Genomic DNA, 22,709 nt, shown 5'->3' with positions numbered 1-22,709 from the left:
TGCAGTATGATAAAGAATATATTATTTGATATGGGTGGTGTGATATTCCGTCAAAATTCGGAAGAGGCTTTTCGCCGTTTTCGAGCGATGGGGGTGAATACGGACGAATACATGGGCGAATACGGTCAGAGAGGTTTCTTCTTGGATGTGGAAACGGGAAAAATTGATGCCAACGGATTTTGCCGGAAAATGGCTGAGGCTGTCGGACGCGAGGCTGTCAGTTGGGAAGAGGCGCAATATTGCTGGTTGGGCTTTATACGTGATGTTCCGGTAGACCGGCTTCATGATCTGTTGGAACTAAGGAAAAAGTATCATGTATGCTTGCTTAGCAATACCAATCCGTTTATTATGGCTTTTACCCGCAGTAGCGCGTTTAGTGGCGAGTGCAGACCGATTGACGATTATTTTGATACGTTGTTTTGCAGTTATGAGATGCAAGCCTATAAACCTAATCCGGATATCTATCTCAAGGCACTTGCCGCTGATGGAATGAAAGCGGAAGAGACGGTATTTGTGGACGACAGCCTGAAAAACGTTAAAGCGGCGGAAACACTCGGCATACATGGACTACATGTGACTTCTGGTGAAGACTGGATGGAAAAATTGACTGTATTGCTGGATACATGCAACAGCTTGGAGCGGGTTTGCGGATGAACTTCGTTGTTGTTCCCAAAAAATGGCGTAAAAAAGTTTTGATGCTAAATGGTTGAAATTCAGTGGTTGTTTGTGCTTGTTGAAAAAAATACTCAAAAATAAATGGTAAAAGTTTTGGTAATCTCAAAATAAGCTGTACCTTTGCATCGCTTTTGAAACGGAAGTGTACGGGCGTTTAGCTCAGCTGGTTCAGAGCATCTGCCTTACAAGCAGAGGGTCGGCGGTTCGAATCCGTCAACGCCCACGATGGTTTAGGTAGCTTCACATTCTACATGTGAAGCTATTTTCGTTTTGTAGGCTTCATTTCTTTAATTTATTTCTTCTTTATACCTGATTACTCGGAAAAAAGCAGTAATTTTGCCGCCCGATAATTATCATAAATACGACGTATGGAACTTGATTTACTTACCGCAATCTCTCCGATTGATGGGCGCTATAGGGGCAAGACAAATGCTTTAGCTGCCTATTTTTCAGAATTTGCACTGATAAAATACCGTGTACAGGTTGAAGTGGAATACTTCATAACCTTGTGTGAATTGCCTTTGCCCCAGTTGAAAGGGGCGGATAAGGGCGTGTTCGAAACCTTGAGAAATATTTACCGTAATTTTTCCGAAGCCGATGCCGTGCGCATCAAGGATATTGAGAGCGTGACTAACCATGATGTAAAGGCTGTTGAATATTTCCTGAAGGAAGAATTTGATAAATTGGGTGGAATGGATGACTATAAAGAGTTTATTCATTTCGGATTGACTTCGCAAGATATAAATAATACTTCTATTCCTTTATCGGTAAAGGAGGCTTTGGAACAGGTATATTATCCCCAAATAGAAGAATTAATAGCGCAACTCCGTACATACGCAGAAGAGTGGGCGGATATTCCTATGCTTGCCAAGACGCACGGACAACCGGCTTCTCCCACTCGTTTGGGGAAAGAAGTGATGGTGTTTGTATATCGCTTGGAACGTCAGCTGGCGGCATTGAAAGTTTGCCCGATAACTGCCAAGTTCGGTGGGGCTACGGGAAATTACAATGCGCATCATGTGGCGTATCCTGAATATGATTGGAAGGATTTCGGTAATAAATTTGTTGCGGAGAAGTTGGGATTGGAGCGTGAGGAGTACACTACGCAGATTTCCAATTACGATAACTTGTCTGCCATCTTCGATGCGATGAAGCGCATTAATACGGTGATGATTGATATGAACCGCGATTTCTGGCAATATATCTCTATGGAGTATTTTAAACAGAAGATTAAAGCGGGTGAGGTAGGCTCCAGCGCAATGCCGCATAAGGTCAACCCGATTGATTTTGAGAATGCCGAAGGCAATTTGGGCATAGCGAACGCTATCTTGGAGCATTTGGCTGTAAAGTTGCCGGTATCGCGTCTGCAACGCGACTTGACGGATTCTACCGTGTTGCGTAACGTGGGTGTTCCGTTCGGGCATATTGTTATTGCTATCCAGAGTTCATTGAAAGGATTGCGTAAGTTGTTGCTGAACGAGCCGGCTATCTGCCGTGATTTGGATGATTGCTGGAGTGTGGTGGCCGAAGCCATCCAGACAATTCTGCGTCGCGAGGCATATCCACATCCGTATGAAGCGCTGAAAGCGTTGACCCGTACGAATCAGGCTATTACAGAGGCTTCTATCAAGGAATTCATAGAAGGGTTGAACGTAAGCGAGGATATAAAGAAAGAATTGCGTGTAATTACTCCCCATACATATACGGGAGTTTAAGCAAAGACAGGAGAGTCCGGGAGAATTCAACTTTTTAATTTGGAATTTGTTTTTAAGCTAAGAGATAAAGAAGAATGGCCGGGAGGCCAGTAGGTTTAATTTTATTCGAATAAAACAATGAGTATAGAAAATGAAACGTGGCGTGATGCTTCTTCCGTAGGGGAGAATTCGGGCGCCGGCCGTGATGGTAACCAATTTAACAGGGAGGGTAGCTATGGTCGTCCGTCTTATAACCGTGAAAATGGCGACCGCCCTTATCGTCCGAGATTTAATAGTGAAAACGGCGACCGTCCGCAACGCGCTTACAGCAGCGACCGTCCTTACCGTCCGCGTTTTAACTCGAATGCGGAGAATGGTGATCGCCCTCAACGTCCTTATAACAACGACCGTCCTTATCGTCCGTCTTATAACCGTGAAAATGGTGATCGCCCTCAACGCCCTTATGGCAATAACATCGGAGGTGACCGTTCTTTCCGTCCTCGCTATAACAGTGAAAGCGGCGATCGTCCTCAACGCCCTTATGGCAACAATGCCGGTGGTGACCGTCCTTTTCGTCCTCGTTATAACAATGAAGGCGGTGATCGTCCTCAACGCACTTATGGTAATAATGTCGGTGGTGACCGTCCTTATCGTCCGAGATTTAATAGTGAAAATGGCGATCGTCCTCAACGCCCTTATGGCAACAATGCCGGTGGCGACCGTCCTTTCCGTGCGCGTTATAACTCGAATGGCGACCGCCCTCAACGTCCTTATGGCAATAGGGACAGTTATAGCCGCCCTATTCGCCGTACGGCAGATTACGATCCTAATGCCAAGTATAGCAAGAAAAAGCAGATAGAGTATAAGGAGCAGTTTGTAGATCCGAATGAGCCTATCCGTTTGAATAAGTTTCTAGCAAATGCCGGCGTATGTTCGCGTCGTGAAGCGGATGAATTTATTACGGCAGGAGTGGTGTCTGTGAACGGAGAAGTGGTAACGGAATTGGGTACAAAGATTAAGCGTGGCGATGAAGTGAAGTTCCATGACCAGACGGTCAGCATTGAACGTAAGATATATGTCCTGCTGAATAAACCCAAAGATACGGTAACCACTTCCGATGACCCGCAGGCACGCCGTACTGTAATGGATTTGGTGAAAGGTGCTTGTGACGAACGCATCTATCCGGTAGGTCGTTTGGACCGTAATACTACGGGGGTGCTGTTGCTTACAAACGATGGCGATTTGGCTTCTAAACTGACTCATCCCAAATATCTGAAGAAGAAGATATATCATGTGCATTTGGATAAGAATCTGACCAAAGCCGATATGGAACAAATAGCAGCCGGTATTCAGTTGGATGACGGTGAAATTCATGCAGATGCCATCAGCTATGCGGATGAGTTCAAGAAAGATGAAGTGGGTATCGAAATTCACTCTGGCAAGAACCGTATTGTGCGCCGTATTTTCGAGTCGTTGGGATACAAGGTTGTAAAACTGGATCGTGTGTTCTTTGCCGGTTTGACCAAGAAGGGTTTGCGACGTGGTGAGTGGCGTTATCTCTCGGAGCAAGAAGTGAACTTCCTGCGCATGGGGTCTTTCGAATAATATATAATAAGTATAATAACTGTATTATGGAAAAAATCAGTAGAACAAAGATTGTTGACCTGTTGAAGCGTGAAGATTTTGGCGCTATGGTCAACGTGAAAGGCTGGGTTCGTACCCGCAGAGGTAGTAAACAAGTTAATTTTATCGCCCTGAACGACGGTTCTACAATAAATAATGTGCAGATTGTGGTAGATTTGGCAAACTTCAATGAAGAGATGCTGAAGAATATTACGACTGGCGCTTGTTTGAGCGTGAACGGTGTATTGACGGAATCGGTAGGCTCCGGTCAGAAAGCCGAAATTCAGGCTCATGAAATAGAGGTGTTGGGAACTTGCGACAACACATATCCTTTACAGAAGAAAGGACATTCTATGGAGTTCCTTCGTGAGATTGCTCATTTGCGTCCGCGTACGAATACGTTTGGCGCAGTGTTCCGTATCCGTCATAACATGGCTATCGCTATCCATGAATTCTTCCATAAGAAAGGGTTCTTCTATTTCCATACGCCTATCATCACGGCTTCCGACTGTGAAGGTGCCGGACAGATGTTTCAGGTTACTACAATGAACCTGTATGATTTGAAGAAGGACGAAAACGGTTCTATTATCTACGATGACGATTTTTTCGGCAAGCAAGCCAGTCTGACGGTTTCCGGTCAGTTGGAAGGTGAACTTGCCGCTACGGCGTTGGGTGGCATCTATACATTCGGTCCTACGTTCCGTGCGGAAAATTCCAATACTCCCCGTCACTTGGCGGAATTCTGGATGGTTGAACCGGAAGTTGCGTTTAATGATATCACCGATAATATGGATTTGGCAGAAGAGTTCATCAAGTTCTGCGTGCAGTGGGCCTTGGACAATTGTGCTGATGATGTGAAGTTCCTGAACGATATGTTCGACAAGGGCTTGATAGAGCGTCTGCAAGGTGTTTTGAAGGAAAGTTTCGTTCGCCTGCCTTATACGGATGGTATCAAGATTTTGGAAGAAGCTGCGGCAAAAGGGCATAAGTTTGAGTTCCCTGTATATTGGGGAGTTGATTTGGCTTCCGAACATGAGCGTTACTTGGTGGAAGAGCACTTCAAGCGTCCGGTTATCCTGACAGATTATCCGAAAGAAATCAAGGCATTCTATATGAAGCAGAATGAGGACGGAAAGACCGTGCGTGCCATGGATGTCCTTTTTCCGAAAATCGGCGAGATAATCGGAGGCTCGGAACGTGAAGCGGATTATGCTAAACTGATGAACCGTATCGAAGAGCTTCATATTCCGATGAAGGATATGTGGTGGTATCTTGATACCCGTAAATTCGGTACATGCCCGCATTCAGGTTTCGGGTTAGGCTTTGAGCGTTTGCTGTTATTCGTAACGGGTATGACCAACATTCGTGACGTGATACCGTTCCCGCGTACTCCGCGTAATGCAGAGTTCTAATCGGTAGAAGGTGAAATAAAATATATTTTATGGAAAAGTCCGCATAAACTTTGATTTATGCGGGCTTTTTTTATGTGCTAAAATGTTATTTTTCGAAATAATTCTTTATATTTGGGCAACAGCAGTGATGTAACGTTAACCAATATCATACGAATATGAAAAAGAATTATTTCTTTACCATGCTGGCAGCAATGCTGTTTGCGGTAGCAGGAGTCCGGGCGCAGGATAAGGAGGCTTTTGAACCGGCGCATCTGGAGGGTATTTGGCAGTTATGTCATTATGTGTCCGAAAATCCGGATATTCCCGGAATATTGAAGCCGAGTAATACATTCAAGGTGTTGAGCGACGATGGTCGTATCGTGAATTTTACGATACGTCCCGGTGAGGATGCCATTATTACAGGGTATGGCACATACCGGCAAGTGTCGGATACAGCCTACAAAGAAAGCATTGAGAGGAATATTCATTTACCTATGCTGGACCATAAGGATAATCTTCTCGAATTCGAGATGGGCGAAGGCGGCGTGATGTACCTGAAATATTTTATTGCAAAAGATTTAAACGGGAATGAACTGAACACATGGTTTCACGAAACCTGGAAACGGCTGAATATGCCGCTTGTATTTCCTGAAAATATTGTTCGGTAGCGGTAAATAGACATGATTTTGCTTCTTTATACAATAGTCAGTACGCCTTGATAAGGAATGCCTGCTTGTGTCGGTAGAGGTCTGTTTCATTATCTTCCAGGGATGTCTTTATTTCCTTGGAAGATAATTTCTTTTTGTTGTATATCAGCCAAGTGCAACTTAAAAAAAAGAAGAAAACGTTTGCCAGTTATAAGAAAATCCGTACCTTTGCAAGCCGATTATTATCTCATAAGGATAAGCAATTAATTCATAGCGAGTTAATCTCCCTTTGTCCGAGGTGGTTAATTCGTGGTGAAGTGAAACATTTAGTAGTAACATTTTAAAAAAACAATTAAGAGTGGATACTTTAAGTTACAAGACCATTTCTGCAAACAAAGCTACAGTGACTAAAGAATGGGTCATTGTTGACGCTACAGACCAAGTGTTGGGTCGTTTGGGCGCAAAAGTTGCGAAACTGTTGAGAGGAAAGTATAAACCTAACTTTACTCCTCACGTAGATTGTGGCGATAATGTAATCATTATCAATGCCGACAAAGTAAAATTAACCGGTAACAAATGGAATGACAAGGTATATCTGTCATATACAGGTTATCCCGGCGGTCAGAGAGAAATTACTCCTGCTCGTTTGCAGGCAAAACCGAACGGTGATGACAAGTTGCTGAGAAAAGTAGTAAAGGGTATGTTGCCTAAGAATAAGTTGGGCGCTAAATTGTTGGGTAATATGTATGTATATGCCGGCAACGAGCACAAGCACGAAGCTCAGAACCCGAAAATGATTGATATTAACGCACTTAAATAAGAGATAATGGAAGTAGTAAATGCATTAGGCAGACGTAAAAGTGCAATTGCACGTATTTTCGTAAGCGAAGGTACTGGAAAGATTACTATTAACAAGAGAGACCTCGCAGAGTACTTTCCATCAAGCATTCTTCAATATGTAGTTAAACAGCCGTTGAGTAAATTGGGTGTTGCTGAAAAGTACGATATCAAAGTGAACCTCTGTGGTGGTGGTTTTACCGGTCAATCTCAGGCATTGCGTCTTGCAATTGCTCGTGCGCTGGTGAAAATCAATGCTGAAGATAAGGCTGCTCTCCGCGCTGAAGGCTTCATGACTCGCGATCCTCGTTCTGTTGAACGTAAGAAACCGGGACAACCGAAAGCACGTCGTAGATTCCAGTTCAGTAAACGTTAATTTTGAGTTTGTAAGTTTTATAAGTTTGTTAGTTTGTAAGTTAGAGCTAATGAGGTTTCCTTCGGACGCGGAAGCTTAAAACTCAGAAACTTAAAGACTCAAGAACTGAAAAAAGCGTTTAGTATCTAAACTACCGGGACTCTTCATTCGGATAGGCTACCCGGCGGTTGGTTTAGAAAAAACAAAAAAGAAAGTAAACGATTTTAAAGATTAAAACAAAATGTCAAGAACTAATTTTGATACATTATTGGAAGCCGGTTGCCACTTCGGTCACTTGAAAAGAAAGTGGAACCCTGCAATGGCTCCTTATATCTTCATGGAGCGCAATGGTATTCATATCATTGACCTCAACAAGACGGTTGCTAAAATAGACGAAGCTGCTGAAGCTTTGAAGCAAATCGCTAAATCAGGAAAGAAAGTCCTGTTTGTTGCTACTAAAAAACAAGCTAAGCAGGTGGTTGCCGATAAGGCTGCATCTGTAAATATGCCTTATGTAATCGAGCGCTGGCCGGGTGGTATGTTGACTAACTTCCCGACAATCCGTAAGGCTGTGAAGAAGATGGCTACTATCGATAAACTGACTAACGATGGTACTTATTCTAACCTCTCTAAGAGAGAAATCCTGCAAATCTCTCGTCAACGTGCTAAGTTGGACAAGACATTGGGCTCTATCGCTGACCTGACTCGTCTGCCGTCTGCTTTGTTCGTAATCGACGTAATGAAAGAAAACATTGCAGTTCGCGAAGCTAACCGTTTGGGCATTCCTGTATTTGGTATCGTTGATACTAACTCAGATCCTTCAAACATCGACTTCGTAATTCCGGCAAATGACGATGCTACTAAATCAGTAGAAGTTATCTTGGATGCTTGCTGTGCTGCTATGCAGGAAGGTCTGGAAGAACGCAAAGCTGAAAAAGTAGATATGGAAGCTGCCGGTGAGGCTCCTGCTAACAAAGGCAAGAAGAAAGCTACAAAAGCAAGACTCGACAAATCTGACGAAGATGCAATCAACGCAGCCAAGGCTGCCGCTTTCATCAAGGAAGACGAAGAGGCTTAATTCATAGTGGAGAGTTGAGGATTGAAAGTTGAGAGTTACTTTACAGCAATTCTCAATTCTCTATTCTCAGCTCTTTTTCGTTTTTTAGAATGATATTTATTAACTAAAATATAAAGGAAAGATATTATGGCTGTAAGTATGGCTGATATAACCAAGCTCCGTAAAATGACCGGTGCTGGTATGATGGATTGCAAGAATGCATTGAACGATGCAGAAGGCGATTTCGATAAGGCAATGGAGATTATCCGCAAGAAGGGACAGGCTGTTGCTGCTAAGCGTTCAGACCGCGAGGCTTCTGAAGGTTGTGTTTTGGCTAAAACTACCGGTGACTTTGCTGTTATCATTGCTTTGAAGTGTGAAACTGACTTCGTTGCTCAGAATGCTGATTTCGTGAAACTGGCTCAAGACATTCTTGACCTTGCTGTTGCCAACAAGTGTAAAACTTTGGATGAGGTAAAAGCATTGCCGATGGGTAACGGTACTGTACAGGATGCTGTGACTGACCGTAGCGGTATCACAGGCGAGAAGATGGAACTCGACGGTTATCTGACTGTAGAGGGTACAACGACTGTTGTTTACAATCACATGAACAGAAACGGTCTTTGTACAATCGTTGCTTTCAACAAGAGCGCTGACGAACAATTGGCTAAGCAAATAGCAATGCAGATTGCTGCAATGAATCCGCTGGCTATCGATGAGGACGGTGTTTCTGAAGAGGTTAAGCAGAAAGAAATCGAAGTTGCTATTGAGAAGACAAAAGCAGAACAAGTACAGAAAGCTGTTGAAGCTGCTTTGAAGAAAGCTGGTATCAACCCTGCTCACGTAGACAGCGAAGACCACATGGAAAGCAACATGGCTAAGGGTTGGATTACTGCTGAAGACGTAGCGAAGGCAAAAGAAATCATTGCTTCCGTGTCTGCAGAAAAAGCTGCAAACCTGCCGGAACAAATGATTCAGAACATTGCCAAGGGTCGTTTGGGCAAGTTCTTGAAAGAAGTTTGCTTGTTGAACCAAGAAGACATCATGGATGGCAAGAAGACAGTAAGAGAAGTGTTGAAAGAAGCTGATCCCGAATTGAAGATTGTTGACTTCAAGCGCTTCACTTTGCGTGCCGAATAATTTTTATTTTGATAATAATGTAAGAAACAGTCACTCGGAAATATCCGTAGTGACTGTTTTTTTATACAATTAATTTCTTCTTTTCTTTTCCATCCGTATTTCATTATTGGGTGGAGTATGGATTGTTTGTATTGCCGTTTGCTCATAGTTTTTTTTATTTCTGTCGGTTAATGGTTTCATGGGAACGCATGTGGGGCTTGTAGAATTATATTCATTGTTGTGTTTTTAGGTCAATATACAAAGATTGAGACGATAACTACAATAATATATATAATTCTACAAGCCCCTCATGTGTTTCTGTTTGTACTTTTATGACCTGTAAGAGAGTGATAACGAATGTTGTCTTAAGTTGCATATCAGATGATTGTTTGAATTTGTGGCGATATTTTGTCTTTATCTAATAATAATTCTATGAATAAGGTATTTTTATTATTAAGCACAGTGCTTTTGTCTTTGTCTGCTTTGGCAATGGGGCAAGTAAAGGCTGGGCTCAGTACAGTTTCTTCCGGTATTTCCTATGAAAAACGGATGTTGAAAAAACGGATTACCCGGTTGAGTGATCAGGTTTATTATCTAAACCGCTTTTCTTCGATAGAGTCTGAAGCGGACAGTGCCAAACAACTGAAAGCGGTGATGACATTGCGTGGCGAAGTAGACCATGTGTTGGAGTTGCAGAACCGGTTGGCATGGTTGAATGTAGAGGCGATAAAACTTGCTTTCGATGATATGAAAGCGAACCGTAATTACCTTGTGGATAAGTATGAACCGATGTGGCAGGAATTGCAACGATTGGTCGGCAAAGGTTTCAAAGGAATCTATCAGGGTGAATCCCAAGCTTTGTCGGATGCGGCTAAGGCGTTGGAGTTGAAACGTTGCATCCTGTTGGGTAATCCGTTGTTGGATACGGATAAGATTGTGGCGGCGCGTTATGTCTTGGGTGAGGGTGCGCGTAGTGCAATGGCTCCCAAATTGGGTACTCAGAACAACAACTGGTCTAATCAGGGCTCATCGGGACGTAAAGGATTCGATGCTTCGATTGTTGAACTGTCGAATCTGCGTGGCGAGGTGAGTGTCCGTGAGGTTTATAAACCCAAGATTGATTCACCGATTTCCGACCTGCGCCTGCATTGGGACGGTGACCGGATGATGTTTACGCAGCTTTGCAACGATCGCCGTTGGAATATTTTTGAAGTCCGGTTGGATGGTAATGGTTTGCATCCGTTAGTTGAGAACGAAGAACCGGATTTGGAATTTTATGATGGAACTTATCTGCCTGACGGACGTATTATCGCCAATTCCAATATCGGTTATCACCGCGTACCTTGCCTTAGCGGAAGTAATCCGGTGGGAAATATGGTGCTTTACAATCCCGAGGACCGTAATTTGCGTCGTTTGACCTTTGACCAGGATGGAAACTGGAATCCGGTGATTATGAACAACGGGCGCGTGATGTATACCCGGTGGGAATATACGGACCTTACTCATTATTATTCCCGGATTATAATGCACATGAATCCTGATGGAACGGAAAACAAAGCTCTTTATGGCAGTGGTTCCATGTTCCCTAACAGTACTTTCGATGTACAGCCCATTCCCGGCACCGGTTCGGCTTTTGTCGGGATTATTTCAGGGCATCACGGTGTGGCTCGTTCCGGTCGGATGATTATTTTCGACCCCACTAAGGGACGTAAGAATGTGGCGGGAATGGTGCAGGAGATACCATATCGTAACCGCCCCATCAAGGAGGAACTTAAAGACCGTTTGGTAGATGGCGTATGGCCGCAGTTCATCAAACCTACCGTGTTAAGTGACAAATACTTCCTGGTAGCTGCCAAATTGTCTCCGGAATCATTATGGGGTATTTATTTGGTGGACATATTCGATAATGTGACCTGTATATTCGAAGCGGAAGATGAAGGTTTTATCAGTCCGGCATTGGTGCGCAAGGTGGCGGTGCCGCCTGTAATTCCCGATCGTGTAAAGATGGACGAGAAAGAAGCTACCTTCTTCATTCAGGATATTTATGAAGGTGAGGGATTGCGCGGGATACCTCGCGGCACGGTGAAAGAACTTCGTCTGCACGCTTATGAATATGCCTATACATCGGCTAAGTCGGATCATAACTGGCACGGCATCCAGTCCGGATGGGATATCAAACGCCTGTTGGGTACCGTTCCTGTAGAAAAAGACGGATCGGTCATCTTCAAGGCACCGGCAAATACGCCTTTGTCCATACAACCGGTAGATAAGGACGGTGTAGCCATTCAATGGATGCGTAGTTGGGTAACCGCCCAGCCGGGAGAGGTTGTCTCTTGTATCGGTTGTCACGAAGATCAAAACCAGATTGCCATTCCCAAGCGGGTGATTGCTTCTCAGAAAGATCCCGATGCCATTACTCCCCCCGAAGGCGGCGTCCGTTCGTTCACTTTCGATTTGGAGATTCAGCCTATCCTTGACCGGGCTTGCATTGCCTGTCATGACGGTGGAAAAGCTTTCGACCTGCGAGGAGGAAAGAAAGACAAGTTCGGATATGGTACGTCCTACCTGAACTTCCATCCTTATATCCATCGTCAGGGTGGAGAAGGAGATATGGTCGTGTTGCAGCCTTATGAGTATCACCCCAATACCAGCGAATTGGTTCGTATGTTGAAACGCGGACACCATAATGTGAAACTGACGGACAAAGAGTGGCGCACCTTGTATAATTGGATTGACTATAATGCTCCCGATAAAGGCTACTTTGACGTGAAATCCCTCAACAAGACTCCTTATAAAGGTTTTGATGAGTATAAGCGCCGGATAGAACTTACCGACAAGTATGCGAACGGAAGCAGTGTGGACTGGAGGAAAGAACTGGCGGATTATGCCTCTTATTTGAAGAGTAAGGGAGAAGTCCGCCCCGTCATGCCTCTCAAAGAGCAAGAAAAGAAGGTGAAGGAACTGAAAGTGAAAGGGTGGCCGTTTGATGCTGCGACAGCACAAGGCAAGCAGGCTGCCGAGGAAGAAAACCGTAAGGTTATAGAAATCGCTCCCGGAGTAAGCATGACATTTGTACGTATTCCGGCAGGACAATTCATAATGGGAAGCTATGCCGGTCCTTCGGATACATATCCGACGGCAAAAGTGAATATTGAAAAATCTTTCTGGATGGCCGAGTTGGAGACTACCAATGAACAGTACAACGTGTTCTATCCCGAACATGACAGTCGTTTCATTGACCAGCAATGGAAAGACCACGTAGTGCAGGGCTATCCTGCCAATAGACCGGAACAGCCGGTTATTCGCGTCAGCTATCAGGATGCTATGGGATTCTGTAGGAAATTGAGCGAGAAGACCGGATTGCGCGTGACGCTTCCTACCGAAGCCCAGTGGGAATGGGCATGTAGGGCCGGAAGCGATAAGGACTTCTGGTATGGAGACATGAACGCGGATTTTGGAAAGAAAGAGAACCTGGCGGATAAGACCACGCTGCTCTTTGCCGTGGCAGGTGTAGACCCCAAGCCGATGAAGCCCAACCATGCGATGTATAAGCACTACACGTTCCTTCCGAAAGAGGAGAGTGTGGACGATGGAAACCTGGTGCAGGTTGGGGGCAAACAGTATGAAGCCAATCCTTTCGGACTGTACAACATGCACGGCAATGTAGGAGAGTGGACCCGCTCCAACTACGTATCTTATCCCTATGATGTAAAGAATGAAGAGACAGATGCGGAATATAAGGTCGTGAGAGGCGGGTCGTTTATAGAAAGACCCAAGTTCTCGACTTCCTATTCGCGTAAGGGATTCCTGCCCTACCAGCGCATATTTAATGTAGGTTTCCGCGTAATTATTGAAGACTGATAAGACGGAATGGTTGTGGAAAATGGATATATAAAGTAGATGAACTGCACCCCAAAAGTTAGGCACAAGACTTTTGGGGTGATTCTTACAGCTTTTAATATCAAATCCTTCTCTCATAAATAGTGTCGGCAAAGTTTTCAAGTTATTTGATTTCTTTGTTGGCACTGTTTAATGGTGAGAACTTTGTTTGCAATGCAGATTGTTGGTTCTCAAATGTAATAATAACTGTGTTCGTATCAATCCCCCCAAAAAAAGAATCCTTCTCCTATCTCTTTCTTAATCTTTATTGCCGGATAAATATGTTGGTGGCATAATAAATACGACGGTTGGCTTTTTGACACTTTGCTTTTGGGGCGTGGCGAGAATGCGTTATTTTCGCCCGGTGGCAAGAAAGAGCGGAAAGAAACGAACGGAAATCAGTAACCGCTTGGTCTGTAGCCGGATATCGAAATCCATACATTTCTAAAAAATGGAAACCGGCAGGCAAAAACGGAGGGAAACCGGTTGCTCCGGCAGGCATTTACCCTGCCGCTTTGGTCTGCGTATAGCCTTCTTTCTTCAATAACTCCAGCACCTTCTGCTTGAAGTCTCCTTGCACGATGATTTCTCCCTCTTTGGCGCTTCCGCCCACTCCGCATTTGCTTTTAAGCAATTTGCCCAGTTCTTTCAGGTCGTCTTCCGTTCCGACAAATCCGGTAACGAGGGTCACCACTTTTCCGCCCCGGTTCTTACGGTCCAATTGCACACGCAGGCGCTGTTGCGAGGGTTGAAGTGTAGCTTGTTCTTCAGTCTCTTCCGTTTCGTAATGGAAGTCGGGATTGGTGGAGTATACCACGTTCAGCCGCTCTTTCCAGTCATTGTTTTTGGGGTTCTTAGCCATATATACCGATTTTGATTGTCTGTGAAAAAGACTTCAAAAGTACGGTTTTGCAAGGAATTCTGCAATTGTAGGTAGAAATAATGTTAACCTTTTGTCATAGATATATTACGGATTGGAAAAAAAGCACTACTTTTGCCAGTCATAATATTGAGAACTTAAAGGGAAGACTATGAACAATCAGTTACAAAAGAAAGACTCCATGAAGGTGCCGGAACCTACCTTGCGCCGGCTTCCGTGGTACCTTTCCAATGTAAAGTTGCTTAGAAAGAAAGGTGAGCGTTTTGTTTCCTCTACTCAGATTTCCAAAGAGATCAATATTGACGCTTCTCAGATAGCCAAAGATTTGTCGTATGTCAATATCTCCGGCCGCACGCGTGTAGGATATGAGATAGACACATTGATTGCCGTGCTGGAAGATTTTCTGGGATTTACCAACATACACAAGGCTTTTCTTTTCGGCGTAGGAAGCCTGGGCGGCGCATTGCTGCGCGACTCCGGCCTGAACCATTTCGGTTTGGAGATTGTGGCGGCATTCGATGTGAACCCCGACCTGGTAGGTACGACGCTGAACGGCATTCCCATTTATCACTCCGATGATTTTGAGAAGAAGATGCGCGAGTATGATGTGAATATCGGTGTGCTGACAGTGCCGATCGAGATTGCGCAGAAGATTACGGACACGATGGTGGCTGGCGGCATCAAAGCCGTATGGAACTTCACTCCGTTCCGTATCCGCGTGCCCGAGGATATCGTGGTGCAGAACACTTCGTTGTATGCGCACTTGGCTGTAATGTTTAACCGTTTGAACTTTAACGAGATAAAGTAATGAAGATTATCGCAGTAGGAATGAACTATGCGCAGCATAACGAGGAGCTGGGGCATACGCAAGTAAACCGGGAACCCGTTATCTTCATGAAACCCGATTCGGCTATCCTGAAAGACGGCAAGCCGTTTTTTGTTCCCGACTTCTCCAACGAGGTGCATTATGAGACGGAAGTCGTGGTGCGCATTTGCAGGTTGGGCAAGAACATTGCCCCGCGTTTCGCACATCGCTACTATGACGCGGTGACGGTGGGCATCGACTTTACCGCCCGCGACTTGCAGCGGAAGTTCCGCGAAGCCGGCAACCCGTGGGAACTTTGCAAAGGGTTTGACAATTCGGCGGCTATCGGCACGTTCGTTTCTTTGGAACAAGCCGGCGGCGACTTGCAGCACTTGGATTTTCATCTCGACATAGACGGCACCGAAGTGCAGCGGGGCAACACGGCGGATATGCTTTTCAAGATAGACGATATAATAGCATACGTCAGCCGTTTCATGACGTTGAAGATTGGAGACCTGTTGTTCACGGGCACGCCGGCTGGTGTGGGACCCGTCAGCATCGGGCAGCATTTGCAGGGCTATTTGGGAGAAGAAAAACTGCTTGACTTCCATATCCGCTGATACCGGCGGTTCTTTTATACTTCTTTGATATGGGCGTGGAGCCCTATTTGTGTTCAGACATCTTAGTAGACAGATTATGAAGATACGTGTAGGTTTCGGTTTTGATGTCCACCAATTGGTGACAGGCAGAGAACTTTGGTTGGGCGGCGTGCGCCTGGAGCACGAGAAGGGGCTGTTGGGCCATTCGGATGCCGATGTGCTGATACACGCCATTTGCGATGCGCTCCTGGGCGCCGCGAATATGCGCGACATTGGTTATCACTTTCCCGATACGGCAGGCGAGTTCAAGAACATAGACAGCAAGATACTGCTGAAGAAGACGGTGGAGCTGATAGCAACGAAAGGCTATTCCGTGGGCAACATCGACGCCACCGTCTGCGCCGAGCGTCCGAAGCTGAAGGCGCATATCCCCGCCATACAGCAGACGCTTGCCGCCGTGATGGGTGTTGATGAAGACGATGTCTCCATCAAGGCGACCACCACCGAGAAGCTGGGCTTCACGGGCAGGGAAGAGGGGATTTCCGCGTATGCGACTGTGTTGATAATGAAAGGGTGATTGTCCCTGTCGCGTCCTATTCTTTCTTGATGCGCGCAAGCCGGGTATACCGGGTGTTCCCTACCATATAGGTGCGTGCGATGCGTGCTGATGCGATTCTTACGGTTTCCCCTGCCCGGTAGGCGTGTTCGGCGGCAGGCAGCAGGCAGGAGGTCCGGCTTGCCGTGCGGGCATTGATGCGGCACGACACCATGTTTCCGGCGGCATCTTTCAGTCGCAACACTTGGCGCACGTAGAAGTAGGGCGTGGCGCCTTTCACCTGTGTCTTGTAGGGATTGTCCTCCACTTTGACGCTGAGCACGGTCAGGGTCAGGTTCTCCACCTTTTCGCCCTCCTTTCCTAAGAAGCGGTTGCCGCCGTTTGCTTGTTGCGCTTTCCTCCGCTGGATGTCCAGGTGGACGGAATGATAGACGCCTGCGATTTGTACGAAGCGTTCCTGTTTGGGTATTTTCGGTTCGAACTTGAAGGCTATCCATGAGAGGTAGCCGGGGTCTATGCGCAGTATCTCGTGCAGGAAGTGGCCGCGGTACTTCCCGAAGAAGACAATGTCATCTCCTCTGTTTTGCATCCTTTTGGCGTTGTATTCCACCAGAAACAGGCGGCGGGGGGAGTAGAAGCATAGCGTGCTTGCCGCCCGCAGCGCTTCGCGAACGTCTGCGGAGAGGTCGCAAATGAAGAAGACGGATTGCCGTTCGGGCAGGGGAGAGTAAATCCACAGGGTATACGAGGGATGTTCCGGCCGTGGCAGCACCACAAGGTATGCGCCCGCCTCCTTGTAGGAGGCTCTTCCCTCGTTGTACGTGTTCAGTTTGCCGTACAGCGACGCTTGTTCTGCGTGGGATATGCCCGGAAGCAACGGATTTGCCATATTTTCCCGTTTTCCTCAAATGTACGGTTTTTATGGCAGATTATCAACTTTCCGGGGCTGAAAATGGGCTTCTCCTCACGGCTTTTTCATTTCTTCTTTTCCTTTCCGGGAACCGTCCGTTATATTAAATTCTTCACCATTATGTAGTTTTTCAAGGAAACACCCTGCCGTTCTACCTCTTGAAGTTTGATTGTTTGATATCCCCGTTTTTCAAAAAATGGTTTGGCAGTGATGGAAGCATGGACAGTGATGCGGCTTGTTTTAATTTCGCTTTCCAGCCGGTTGCATAATGCCGTTGCGACACCCCTTCCTTGAAAATCTTTATGAACATACAGCCTGTCCAAATATCCCGTTTCATCAATATCCCCAAATCCGATAATCAAATCATTTTCAACTACAACATAGGTAAGATGTTCAAGGAATGAACCATCCCATTCCTTTAAATTAATATTGCCTGTTGCCCAGGCATTTACCTGTTGTTCGGTATAATCTTTTATATTTATGGCATGGACTGTTTCATAAAACAATCGCGCCATTTGCTCCAAATCGTTGGATTTATATTGCCTGATAGTCATAGAGCAAAGAAATTTTCCGCTTCCTTGCCGGTACGTTCTTCATAAGCCTTTTTCATGGACCCTTCCAAATGAGCAAGGCAAATACGTCTCTTTTCTCTTGCCGCTTTAAATTTGGCAAGAACTTTCTCTTTCGTTGCTTTGGTCTTTTCCATTGGTTGTCTCTCTTTTCTTTGTACAAATATAAATGAAAATCGTGGGAAGCCCACGCCGGCAGGCTAAAGAAAATGTTTTTTCTTTAGAGGAAAGATAATATTTACCATAGATAACCATCGGACTATACGGGATAAATACAGAACCTTGCTTCGCAGGTTCCTGTGAATGAAAAAGCCGTGATGCGGAATGACAAAATGACAATTTGTATTTTCCAACTCCGCAGAATCGCCTGTTTCCGCCCCGATGTGCTGCCGGTCGGGAAAAACGAAACAGAAAACGCTTATGTCGTACATTCTCAATCCGATAGCGAAATCCTTACAAACCAACCGGCGTGGAAAAACGCCGGAAATGCCGTGCACGGGCGTTCCATTTTCCGGATGCGGGCGTCTGTGGCGAGGAACACTAATGTCTATCACGAGAAACATTAATGTCTGTCATGAGGAACATTAGTGTCTGTCGCGAGAAACATTAGAGTCTATCGCCACAGCCATCAACATCTGTCACCACAAACAGCAATATCTATCAGTGGAAACACCTGAAATCTGCATAAACAGCGCATTTCTATCGAAAAAGACAGTATATCTATCCGCACTTTATGCAAGCTGCCGCTATTCCGGCAGAAATACGGCAGAAGGAGAGTAAGCAAAAAGGCGATTTTCCTCTCTTTTTGTCGTGAAAAGCGGCAAAAGCTGAGTCGGAAGCCGATGGCATCTGCTATACATCAACAGGGCTTCCCGCCTTTGACTCCTCAGCCCGAAGGGCGATAACTCTTTTCGATTCCCTCTGACTTCTGTAAATGAAAAAAGGCGGTGGCAACCGCTTCGCCGCCCGAATGAAAGAACCGTGGACCTTATTTGTCTTAGAGCCTGTTTGAATTTTCTTCAAAAAGTTTTTCTTCAGTTTCTTCCCAAGTCTCTTTTCCGGTCTGTTTTCCTCTTTTTATTCGTCAAATAGCCTGCTATGCTCCTCCTAAAAATAGAAAAACATCCTCGCAAAGAACGCTCAAAATAATGCCGGACAAAATTTAAACAGGCTCTAAAATAACTCTCCTTGGTCACGGCTTTTCATTTAAAGGAGTTAGAGGAGCTAAAGGGAGTTGTCAGCCGCCAAGCCGGCTTAGGAATTAAAGCCGATACTTTTGTAACAATGTCACACACAAGCATATCGGCTCTAACTCCTTTCACTCCTGACGAAGCGATGCGAAGTGATAACTCTTCCAACTCCCCTAAATGCAAAAGCCGTCTCCTTAGTATTTGAAACTACTGCCACCCAAGAACTCTCTGAGCAGGGATGTTGGGGGGATTTCCTTGTCTTGTACCGGCGTGAAGTATTTGATGAACTTCATGAGCCGGTAGGCTTCGGCGTATTCAGGACAGTTGCGCGGCACGCCGGTGAGTATGGGTTCTGCATGGCAACGCAGCACGGCAAACTCGAACAACAGGGCGGAGTTGAACATGACATCGGCATTCTCCTGATAAGGGAATATCCATTTATCTTCGCCCGCACGTACGCTGGGCCAACGGGAAATGGTCTCCTGGGCAGAATATCCCCGGTAGTTGAAGTCGCGGATAATGCGGCGCAACAGGCGGTTGTCTGTCGTGGGAATCCAGTTGTGGTCGTCCAGCGAAATGGTGGTCAGTGCGGATACATAAATCTTGTACTTGCTTTCGGCAGGGATTTGCGGGGTGAGCTCCGGGTTCAGGGCATGAATGCCTTCCAATATAAGGATGGTTTGCCCGTCAATGCGCAACTTGTCTCCTTTGTACTCTTTTTTGCCCAATGTGAAGTTGAACCGGGGCAGCTCCACTTCTTCTCCCCGTAATAAAGCTTGTAACTGGTTGTTGAACAGTTCGAGGTCGAGGGCATAGAGGGATTCGTAGTCGTAATTGCCCTTTTCGTCGCGTGGGGTGTCTTCGCGGTCTACGAAGTAATTGTCCAGTGAAATGGGGTAAGGACGCAGGCCGTTGGTCATCAGTTGCACGCTGAGGCGTTTGCTGAAAGTGGTCTTTCCGGAAGAGGAAGGACCTGAAATCAGCACGAGCTTTACGCGGTTGCCGTTTTCTCCCCGGTGGTGGATTTCATCGGCAATCTGGGCAATCTTCTTCTCTTGCAGGGCTTCTGCCACATTGATCAGGTCGGTTGCATGCCCTTCTTCACAGGCAAGATTGAAATCGCCCACATTGCTCAATCCCATGATGTAGTTCCAGCGCAGATGTTCTTTGAAGACATCAAGCATCTTTTCCTGTTTTACCACATCTTCCAGTACGTCGGGGTTCTCCTTGCTGGGGATGCGTAGCAGCAGCCCGTCGTAATATTTCACGATGTCGAACAGCTTGATGAAACCCGTGGCGGGCAGCAGGTTGCCGTAATAGTAATCTACCGTATCTCCCAACGTATAGTAATAGGTATATAGCGAACCGGACGTTTCCAGCAGTTTTACCTTGTCGTTCATTCCCCGTTCGCTGAATATCCGTACCGCTTCGGCGGTGTGGCATTCGGTGCGGCGGAACGGGATATCCTCGGCAATGATTTCCTGCATCCGCTTCTTTATTGCCGATACGTCTTCCAGCTCAATGGGGCGTCCGATGCGCAGGCTGCAGAAATAGCCTTTGGACACGGGATGTTCTACAAACAGTTTCCCTTCCGGGAATAGCTCGCTCACGGCCTTGTACAGTACAAAGCAAAGTGAACGGACGTAGGTGCGCATGCCGGAGGAGTCGCGTACATCCAGAAACTCCACATCTTTATTATTATATACGCGGAAGTTCAATCCTTCGGAGCGGTTGTTTACTTTGGCGCTGACTACCTGGTAAGGCAAATTAAGATTGAAACCGGAATAAATATCCAAAAGTGAGCTTCCCATAGGGAATTTTTGGGAAATATTGTTATTTTTGCAGCAAATTTGTAACATGTGTTCCATACTGTCCTGTTTTTATGAGTTGATACGTTAAATATAGGACATTATAACACATGAAAGAATGAAACACCTTAAATAATTAAAGATGGAATATTCTTTTTATGATTTTTTAAAGCTGCTCGGCTCATTGGCGTTGTTTCTTTACGGAATGAAAATCATGAGTGAGGGGCTTCAAAAATTTGCCGGCGACAGGTTGCGGACTATCTTAACTGCAATGACCACCAATCGGGTAACCGGCGTATTGACAGGTATTTTGATTACCGCGCTCATCCAATCCTCTTCGGCAACCACGGTCATGGTGGTAAGTTTTGTCAACGCAGGTCTGCTCACTCTTTCCCAGTCTATCGGGGTGATTATGGGAGCCAATGTAGGTACTACGGTCACTGCCTGGCTTATTTCCGTTTTCGGGTTTAAAGTAGATATTGCCGCTTTTGCACTTCCGTTGCTGGCAATAGGAATCCCGCTTCTCTTCTCGCAAAAAAGTACCCGGAAGTCTATCGGTGAATTTATTTTCGGTTTTTCGTTTCTTTTCATGGGCCTCTCTTATCTGCAAGTCTATTCGCCGGACTTGGGTAAAAACCCGGAAATGTTGGCTTTCGTGCAGGAGTGGACCGATCTTGGTTTCCTTTCCATCATCATATTCGTGCTGGTAGGAGCGGTGATTACGATGATTGTGCAGGCTTCGGCGGCAACCATGGCGATTACCCTGATTATGTGTGCCAACGGATGGATTAGTTTCGAACTGGGCGCGGCACTTGCCATGGGGCAGAACATCGGTACGACGATTACCGCCAACCTGGCTGCACTGACCGGTAACACGCAGGCACGGCGGGCGGCATTGGCACACTTGCTGTTCAATGTGTTTGGTGTGGTGATGGTGCTCATTGTTTTCCATCCGTTCACGCACTGTGTGTCGTGGTTTGTGACGGACGTCATGCATCAGGCGGATCCTGCCACACGCGTGGCTTTTGAGTTGTCTGCCTTTCACACGGCGTTCAATGTGTTCAACGTATTGTTGCTTATCTGGTTCGTAAACGGTATCGAACGTATTGTCTGCATATTGCTGCCGCTGAAAGATTCTGACGAGGAATACCGGTTGCGCTTTATCTCCAGAGGCCTGCTCTCTACTGCCGAGCTTTCTATTTTGGAAGCACGCAAGGAGATTCACTTGTTTGCCGAACGTACGCACCGCATGTTCGGAATGGTGAGAGAGTTGCTGCATACGGAGAAGGACGATGATTTCAACAAGCTGTTCAGCCGCATAGAAAAGTACGAGAATATCAGCGACAGCATGGAACTGGAGATTGCAAACTATCTGAACCAGGTGTCGGAAGGGCGTTTGAGCTCTGAAAGTAAGCTCCAGATCCGGGCTATGTTGCGTGAAGTGACGGAGATAGAAAGCATCGGCGACAGCTGTTATAACCTGGCACGTACCATCAACCGCAAGCGCCAGACCAATCAGGAGTTTGCAGAGAAGCAATATGAGCATATCCATTTCATGATGAAACTGACCGATGACGCTTTGTCGCAGATGATTATGGTGGTGGAACGTCCCGAACATCAAAATGTTGACGTGAATAAGTCATTCAACATAGAGAACGAAATCAACAATTACCGCAATCAGCTGAAGAACCAGAATATTCTTGATGTGAATAACAAGGAATATGATTACCAAATGGGTGTCTACTATATGGACATCATTGCGGAATGTGAGAAGCTGGGTGACTACGTTGTCAATGTGGTGGAAGCCAGTAGTGATATAAAAGAGAAGAAAGCGTCCTAAGACGCTTTCTCAAATTCTTCTTTGCCCACTCCGCATAGAGGGCAAACCCAATCATCGGGGACATCTTCGAAAGGTGTTCCCGGTTCTATTTCATTTTCGGGGTCTCCTAACTCGGGATTGTAAACGTAGCCGCATACGGTGCAAATGTACTTTTCCATAATTCTCTTTATTTAAAATTCTTCTTTAAGAACAATTGATTTCCGTTTTTTGTTTGCTGTTAGATAGAAAAAGATTGAGTAACATTCACGATACAGATTATTGTTTGTATTTTTGTA

21 protein-coding genes and 1 tRNA gene are annotated in these 22,709 nt (G+C 45.8%); 16 read left to right on the top strand and 6 right to left on the bottom strand.

Annotation, left to right across the window (positions count from 1 at the left end; all coding sequences use genetic code 11):
• Positions 1–6 precede the first annotated feature (6 nt).
• The 11 genes from QZ327_RS01050 (at position 7) to QZ327_RS01000 (ending at position 13,259) form a co-directional block, all read left to right on the top strand.
• Positions 7–654 (top strand): HAD family phosphatase, encoded by a 648-nt coding sequence (locus QZ327_RS01050; protein ID WP_294616382.1) that lies wholly within the window; start codon positions 7–9, stop codon positions 652–654.
• Positions 655–823: 169 nt separating this feature from the next.
• Positions 824–898: transfer RNA gene (locus QZ327_RS01045), tRNA-Val, on the top strand.
• 145 nt (positions 899–1,043) lie between these two features.
• Complete coding sequence (purB, locus tag QZ327_RS01040; RefSeq protein WP_294616381.1) at positions 1,044–2,390, top strand: adenylosuccinate lyase; 1,347 nt, start codon at positions 1,044–1,046, stop codon at positions 2,388–2,390.
• A 117-nt stretch (positions 2,391–2,507) separates the two neighbouring features.
• Positions 2,508–3,974 carry a pseudouridine synthase gene (locus QZ327_RS01035; protein WP_294616380.1) on the top strand — a complete coding sequence of 489 codons (1,467 nt, stop codon included), beginning with the start codon at positions 2,508–2,510 and terminating at the stop codon, positions 3,972–3,974.
• 26 nt (positions 3,975–4,000) lie between these two features.
• On the top strand, positions 4,001–5,404 hold the full coding sequence (asnS, locus tag QZ327_RS01030) for an asparagine--tRNA ligase (RefSeq protein ID WP_294616378.1): 1,404 nt from the start codon (positions 4,001–4,003) through the stop codon (positions 5,402–5,404).
• Positions 5,405–5,559: 155 nt separating this feature from the next.
• Positions 5,560–6,051, top strand: a complete 492-nt coding sequence (locus QZ327_RS01025; protein WP_294616376.1) for a DUF4488 domain-containing protein — start codon at positions 5,560–5,562, stop codon at positions 6,049–6,051.
• A gap of 337 nt (positions 6,052–6,388) precedes the next feature.
• Positions 6,389–6,850, top strand: coding sequence for a 50S ribosomal protein L13 (rplM, locus tag QZ327_RS01020; protein WP_294616374.1), 462 nt, complete (start codon positions 6,389–6,391; stop codon positions 6,848–6,850).
• A 6-nt stretch (positions 6,851–6,856) separates the two neighbouring features.
• On the top strand, positions 6,857–7,243 hold the full coding sequence (rpsI, locus tag QZ327_RS01015) for a 30S ribosomal protein S9 (RefSeq protein WP_013545814.1): 387 nt from the start codon (positions 6,857–6,859) through the stop codon (positions 7,241–7,243).
• A gap of 220 nt (positions 7,244–7,463) precedes the next feature.
• Positions 7,464–8,300 (top strand): 30S ribosomal protein S2, encoded by an 837-nt coding sequence (gene rpsB, locus QZ327_RS01010; protein WP_294616372.1) that lies wholly within the window; start codon positions 7,464–7,466, stop codon positions 8,298–8,300.
• Positions 8,301–8,426: 126 nt separating this feature from the next.
• Positions 8,427–9,419, top strand: a complete 993-nt coding sequence (gene tsf / locus QZ327_RS01005) for a translation elongation factor Ts (protein WP_294616370.1) — start codon at positions 8,427–8,429, stop codon at positions 9,417–9,419.
• A 411-nt stretch (positions 9,420–9,830) separates the two neighbouring features.
• On the top strand, positions 9,831–13,259 hold the full coding sequence (locus QZ327_RS01000; RefSeq protein WP_294616368.1) for an SUMF1/EgtB/PvdO family nonheme iron enzyme: 3,429 nt from the start codon (positions 9,831–9,833) through the stop codon (positions 13,257–13,259).
• A 520-nt stretch (positions 13,260–13,779) separates the two neighbouring features.
• Here QZ327_RS01000 and QZ327_RS00995 read toward each other — a convergent pair.
• A complete protein-coding gene (locus QZ327_RS00995; protein ID WP_294616367.1) occupies positions 13,780–14,139 on the bottom strand; it encodes a translation initiation factor in 360 nt (119 codons plus the stop codon).
• A 169-nt stretch (positions 14,140–14,308) separates the two neighbouring features.
• On the opposite strand from QZ327_RS00995, the gene QZ327_RS00990 reads away from it, so the two are divergent.
• From QZ327_RS00990 to ispF, 3 genes are all read left to right on the top strand, one after another.
• Positions 14,309–14,965, top strand: a complete 657-nt coding sequence (locus tag QZ327_RS00990; RefSeq protein WP_294616365.1) for a redox-sensing transcriptional repressor Rex — start codon at positions 14,309–14,311, stop codon at positions 14,963–14,965.
• Positions 14,965–15,582 (top strand): fumarylacetoacetate hydrolase family protein, encoded by a 618-nt coding sequence (locus QZ327_RS00985; RefSeq protein ID WP_294616363.1) that lies wholly within the window; start codon positions 14,965–14,967, stop codon positions 15,580–15,582. Before QZ327_RS00990 ends, QZ327_RS00985 begins: the two co-directional genes overlap by 1 nt.
• 76 nt (positions 15,583–15,658) lie before the next feature.
• Positions 15,659–16,138 carry a 2-C-methyl-D-erythritol 2,4-cyclodiphosphate synthase gene (gene ispF / locus QZ327_RS00980; RefSeq protein WP_294616362.1) on the top strand — a complete coding sequence of 160 codons (480 nt, stop codon included), beginning with the start codon at positions 15,659–15,661 and terminating at the stop codon, positions 16,136–16,138.
• Between the two features lie 16 nt (positions 16,139–16,154).
• Here ispF and QZ327_RS00975 read toward each other — a convergent pair whose 3' ends face one another.
• The 3 genes from QZ327_RS00975 to QZ327_RS00965 all read right to left on the bottom strand — a co-directional run bounded on the left by QZ327_RS00975 (position 16,155) and on the right by QZ327_RS00965 (position 17,733).
• On the bottom strand, positions 16,155–17,006 hold the full coding sequence (locus tag QZ327_RS00975; protein WP_294616360.1) for a hypothetical protein: 852 nt from the start codon (positions 17,004–17,006) through the stop codon (positions 16,155–16,157).
• A gap of 119 nt (positions 17,007–17,125) precedes the next feature.
• Positions 17,126–17,581 carry a GNAT family N-acetyltransferase gene (locus QZ327_RS00970; protein WP_294616358.1) on the bottom strand — a complete coding sequence of 152 codons (456 nt, stop codon included), beginning with the start codon at positions 17,579–17,581 and terminating at the stop codon, positions 17,126–17,128.
• Positions 17,578–17,733, bottom strand: coding sequence for a hypothetical protein (locus tag QZ327_RS00965; RefSeq protein WP_294616356.1), 156 nt, complete (start codon positions 17,731–17,733; stop codon positions 17,578–17,580). Before QZ327_RS00965 ends, QZ327_RS00970 begins: the two co-directional genes overlap by 4 nt.
• A 195-nt stretch (positions 17,734–17,928) precedes the next feature.
• On the opposite strand from QZ327_RS00965, the gene QZ327_RS00960 reads away from it, so the two are divergent.
• Positions 17,929–18,162, top strand: coding sequence for a hypothetical protein (locus QZ327_RS00960; protein WP_294616355.1), 234 nt, complete (start codon positions 17,929–17,931; stop codon positions 18,160–18,162).
• Positions 18,163–18,980: 818 nt separating this feature from the next.
• Here QZ327_RS00960 and QZ327_RS00955 read toward each other — a convergent pair.
• A complete protein-coding gene (locus QZ327_RS00955; protein ID WP_294616354.1) occupies positions 18,981–20,654 on the bottom strand; it encodes a nucleoside kinase in 1,674 nt (557 codons plus the stop codon).
• Between the two features lie 82 nt (positions 20,655–20,736).
• On the opposite strand from QZ327_RS00955, the gene QZ327_RS00950 reads away from it, so the two are divergent.
• Complete coding sequence (locus tag QZ327_RS00950; protein WP_294616352.1) at positions 20,737–22,434, top strand: Na/Pi cotransporter family protein; 1,698 nt, start codon at positions 20,737–20,739, stop codon at positions 22,432–22,434.
• Here QZ327_RS00950 and rd read toward each other — a convergent pair.
• On the bottom strand, positions 22,431–22,592 hold the full coding sequence (gene rd / locus QZ327_RS00945; RefSeq protein ID WP_294616350.1) for a rubredoxin: 162 nt from the start codon (positions 22,590–22,592) through the stop codon (positions 22,431–22,433). The genes QZ327_RS00950 and rd overlap by 4 nt on opposite strands.
• Positions 22,593–22,709: the final 117 nt, after the last annotated feature.

Origin of the sequence: uncultured Bacteroides sp., assembly GCF_910578895.1 — a bacterium.
Classification (GTDB): Bacteria; Bacteroidota; Bacteroidia; order Bacteroidales; family Bacteroidaceae; genus Bacteroides.
This window is presented reverse-complemented; position numbering and strand designations above follow the sequence as displayed.

Bases quoted from the DNA above. Each gene is read 5' to 3' on its own strand.
- QZ327_RS00970 (WP_294616358.1), bottom strand. From the start codon at position 17,581: ATGACTATCAGGCAATATAAATCCAACGATTTGGAGCAAATGGCGCGA.
- QZ327_RS00995 (WP_294616367.1), bottom strand. From the start codon at position 14,139: ATGGCTAAGAACCCCAAAAACAATGACTGGAAAGAGCGGCTGAACGTG.
- QZ327_RS00975 (WP_294616360.1), bottom strand. From the start codon at position 17,006: ATGGCAAATCCGTTGCTTCCGGGCATATCCCACGCAGAACAAGCGTCG.
- QZ327_RS00950 (WP_294616352.1), top strand. From the start codon at position 20,737: ATGGAATATTCTTTTTATGATTTTTTAAAGCTGCTCGGCTCATTGGCG.
- purB (WP_294616381.1), top strand. From the start codon at position 1,044: ATGGAACTTGATTTACTTACCGCAATCTCTCCGATTGATGGGCGCTAT.
- QZ327_RS00990 (WP_294616365.1), top strand. From the start codon at position 14,309: ATGAACAATCAGTTACAAAAGAAAGACTCCATGAAGGTGCCGGAACCT.
- QZ327_RS00965 (WP_294616356.1), bottom strand. From the start codon at position 17,733: ATGGAAAAGACCAAAGCAACGAAAGAGAAAGTTCTTGCCAAATTTAAA.
- QZ327_RS01000 (WP_294616368.1), top strand. From the start codon at position 9,831: ATGAATAAGGTATTTTTATTATTAAGCACAGTGCTTTTGTCTTTGTCT.
- rpsB (WP_294616372.1), top strand. From the start codon at position 7,464: ATGTCAAGAACTAATTTTGATACATTATTGGAAGCCGGTTGCCACTTC.
- QZ327_RS00985 (WP_294616363.1), top strand. From the start codon at position 14,965: ATGAAGATTATCGCAGTAGGAATGAACTATGCGCAGCATAACGAGGAG.
- QZ327_RS01050 (WP_294616382.1), top strand. From the start codon at position 7: ATGATAAAGAATATATTATTTGATATGGGTGGTGTGATATTCCGTCAA.
- QZ327_RS01025 (WP_294616376.1), top strand. From the start codon at position 5,560: ATGAAAAAGAATTATTTCTTTACCATGCTGGCAGCAATGCTGTTTGCG.
- rpsI (WP_013545814.1), top strand. From the start codon at position 6,857: ATGGAAGTAGTAAATGCATTAGGCAGACGTAAAAGTGCAATTGCACGT.
- rd (WP_294616350.1), bottom strand. From the start codon at position 22,592: ATGGAAAAGTACATTTGCACCGTATGCGGCTACGTTTACAATCCCGAG.
- QZ327_RS00955 (WP_294616354.1), bottom strand. From the start codon at position 20,654: ATGGAACACATGTTACAAATTTGCTGCAAAAATAACAATATTTCCCAA.
- ispF (WP_294616362.1), top strand. From the start codon at position 15,659: ATGAAGATACGTGTAGGTTTCGGTTTTGATGTCCACCAATTGGTGACA.
- asnS (WP_294616378.1), top strand. From the start codon at position 4,001: ATGGAAAAAATCAGTAGAACAAAGATTGTTGACCTGTTGAAGCGTGAA.
- QZ327_RS01035 (WP_294616380.1), top strand. From the start codon at position 2,508: ATGAGTATAGAAAATGAAACGTGGCGTGATGCTTCTTCCGTAGGGGAG.
- QZ327_RS00960 (WP_294616355.1), top strand. From the start codon at position 17,929: ATGACAATTTGTATTTTCCAACTCCGCAGAATCGCCTGTTTCCGCCCC.
- tsf (WP_294616370.1), top strand. From the start codon at position 8,427: ATGGCTGTAAGTATGGCTGATATAACCAAGCTCCGTAAAATGACCGGT.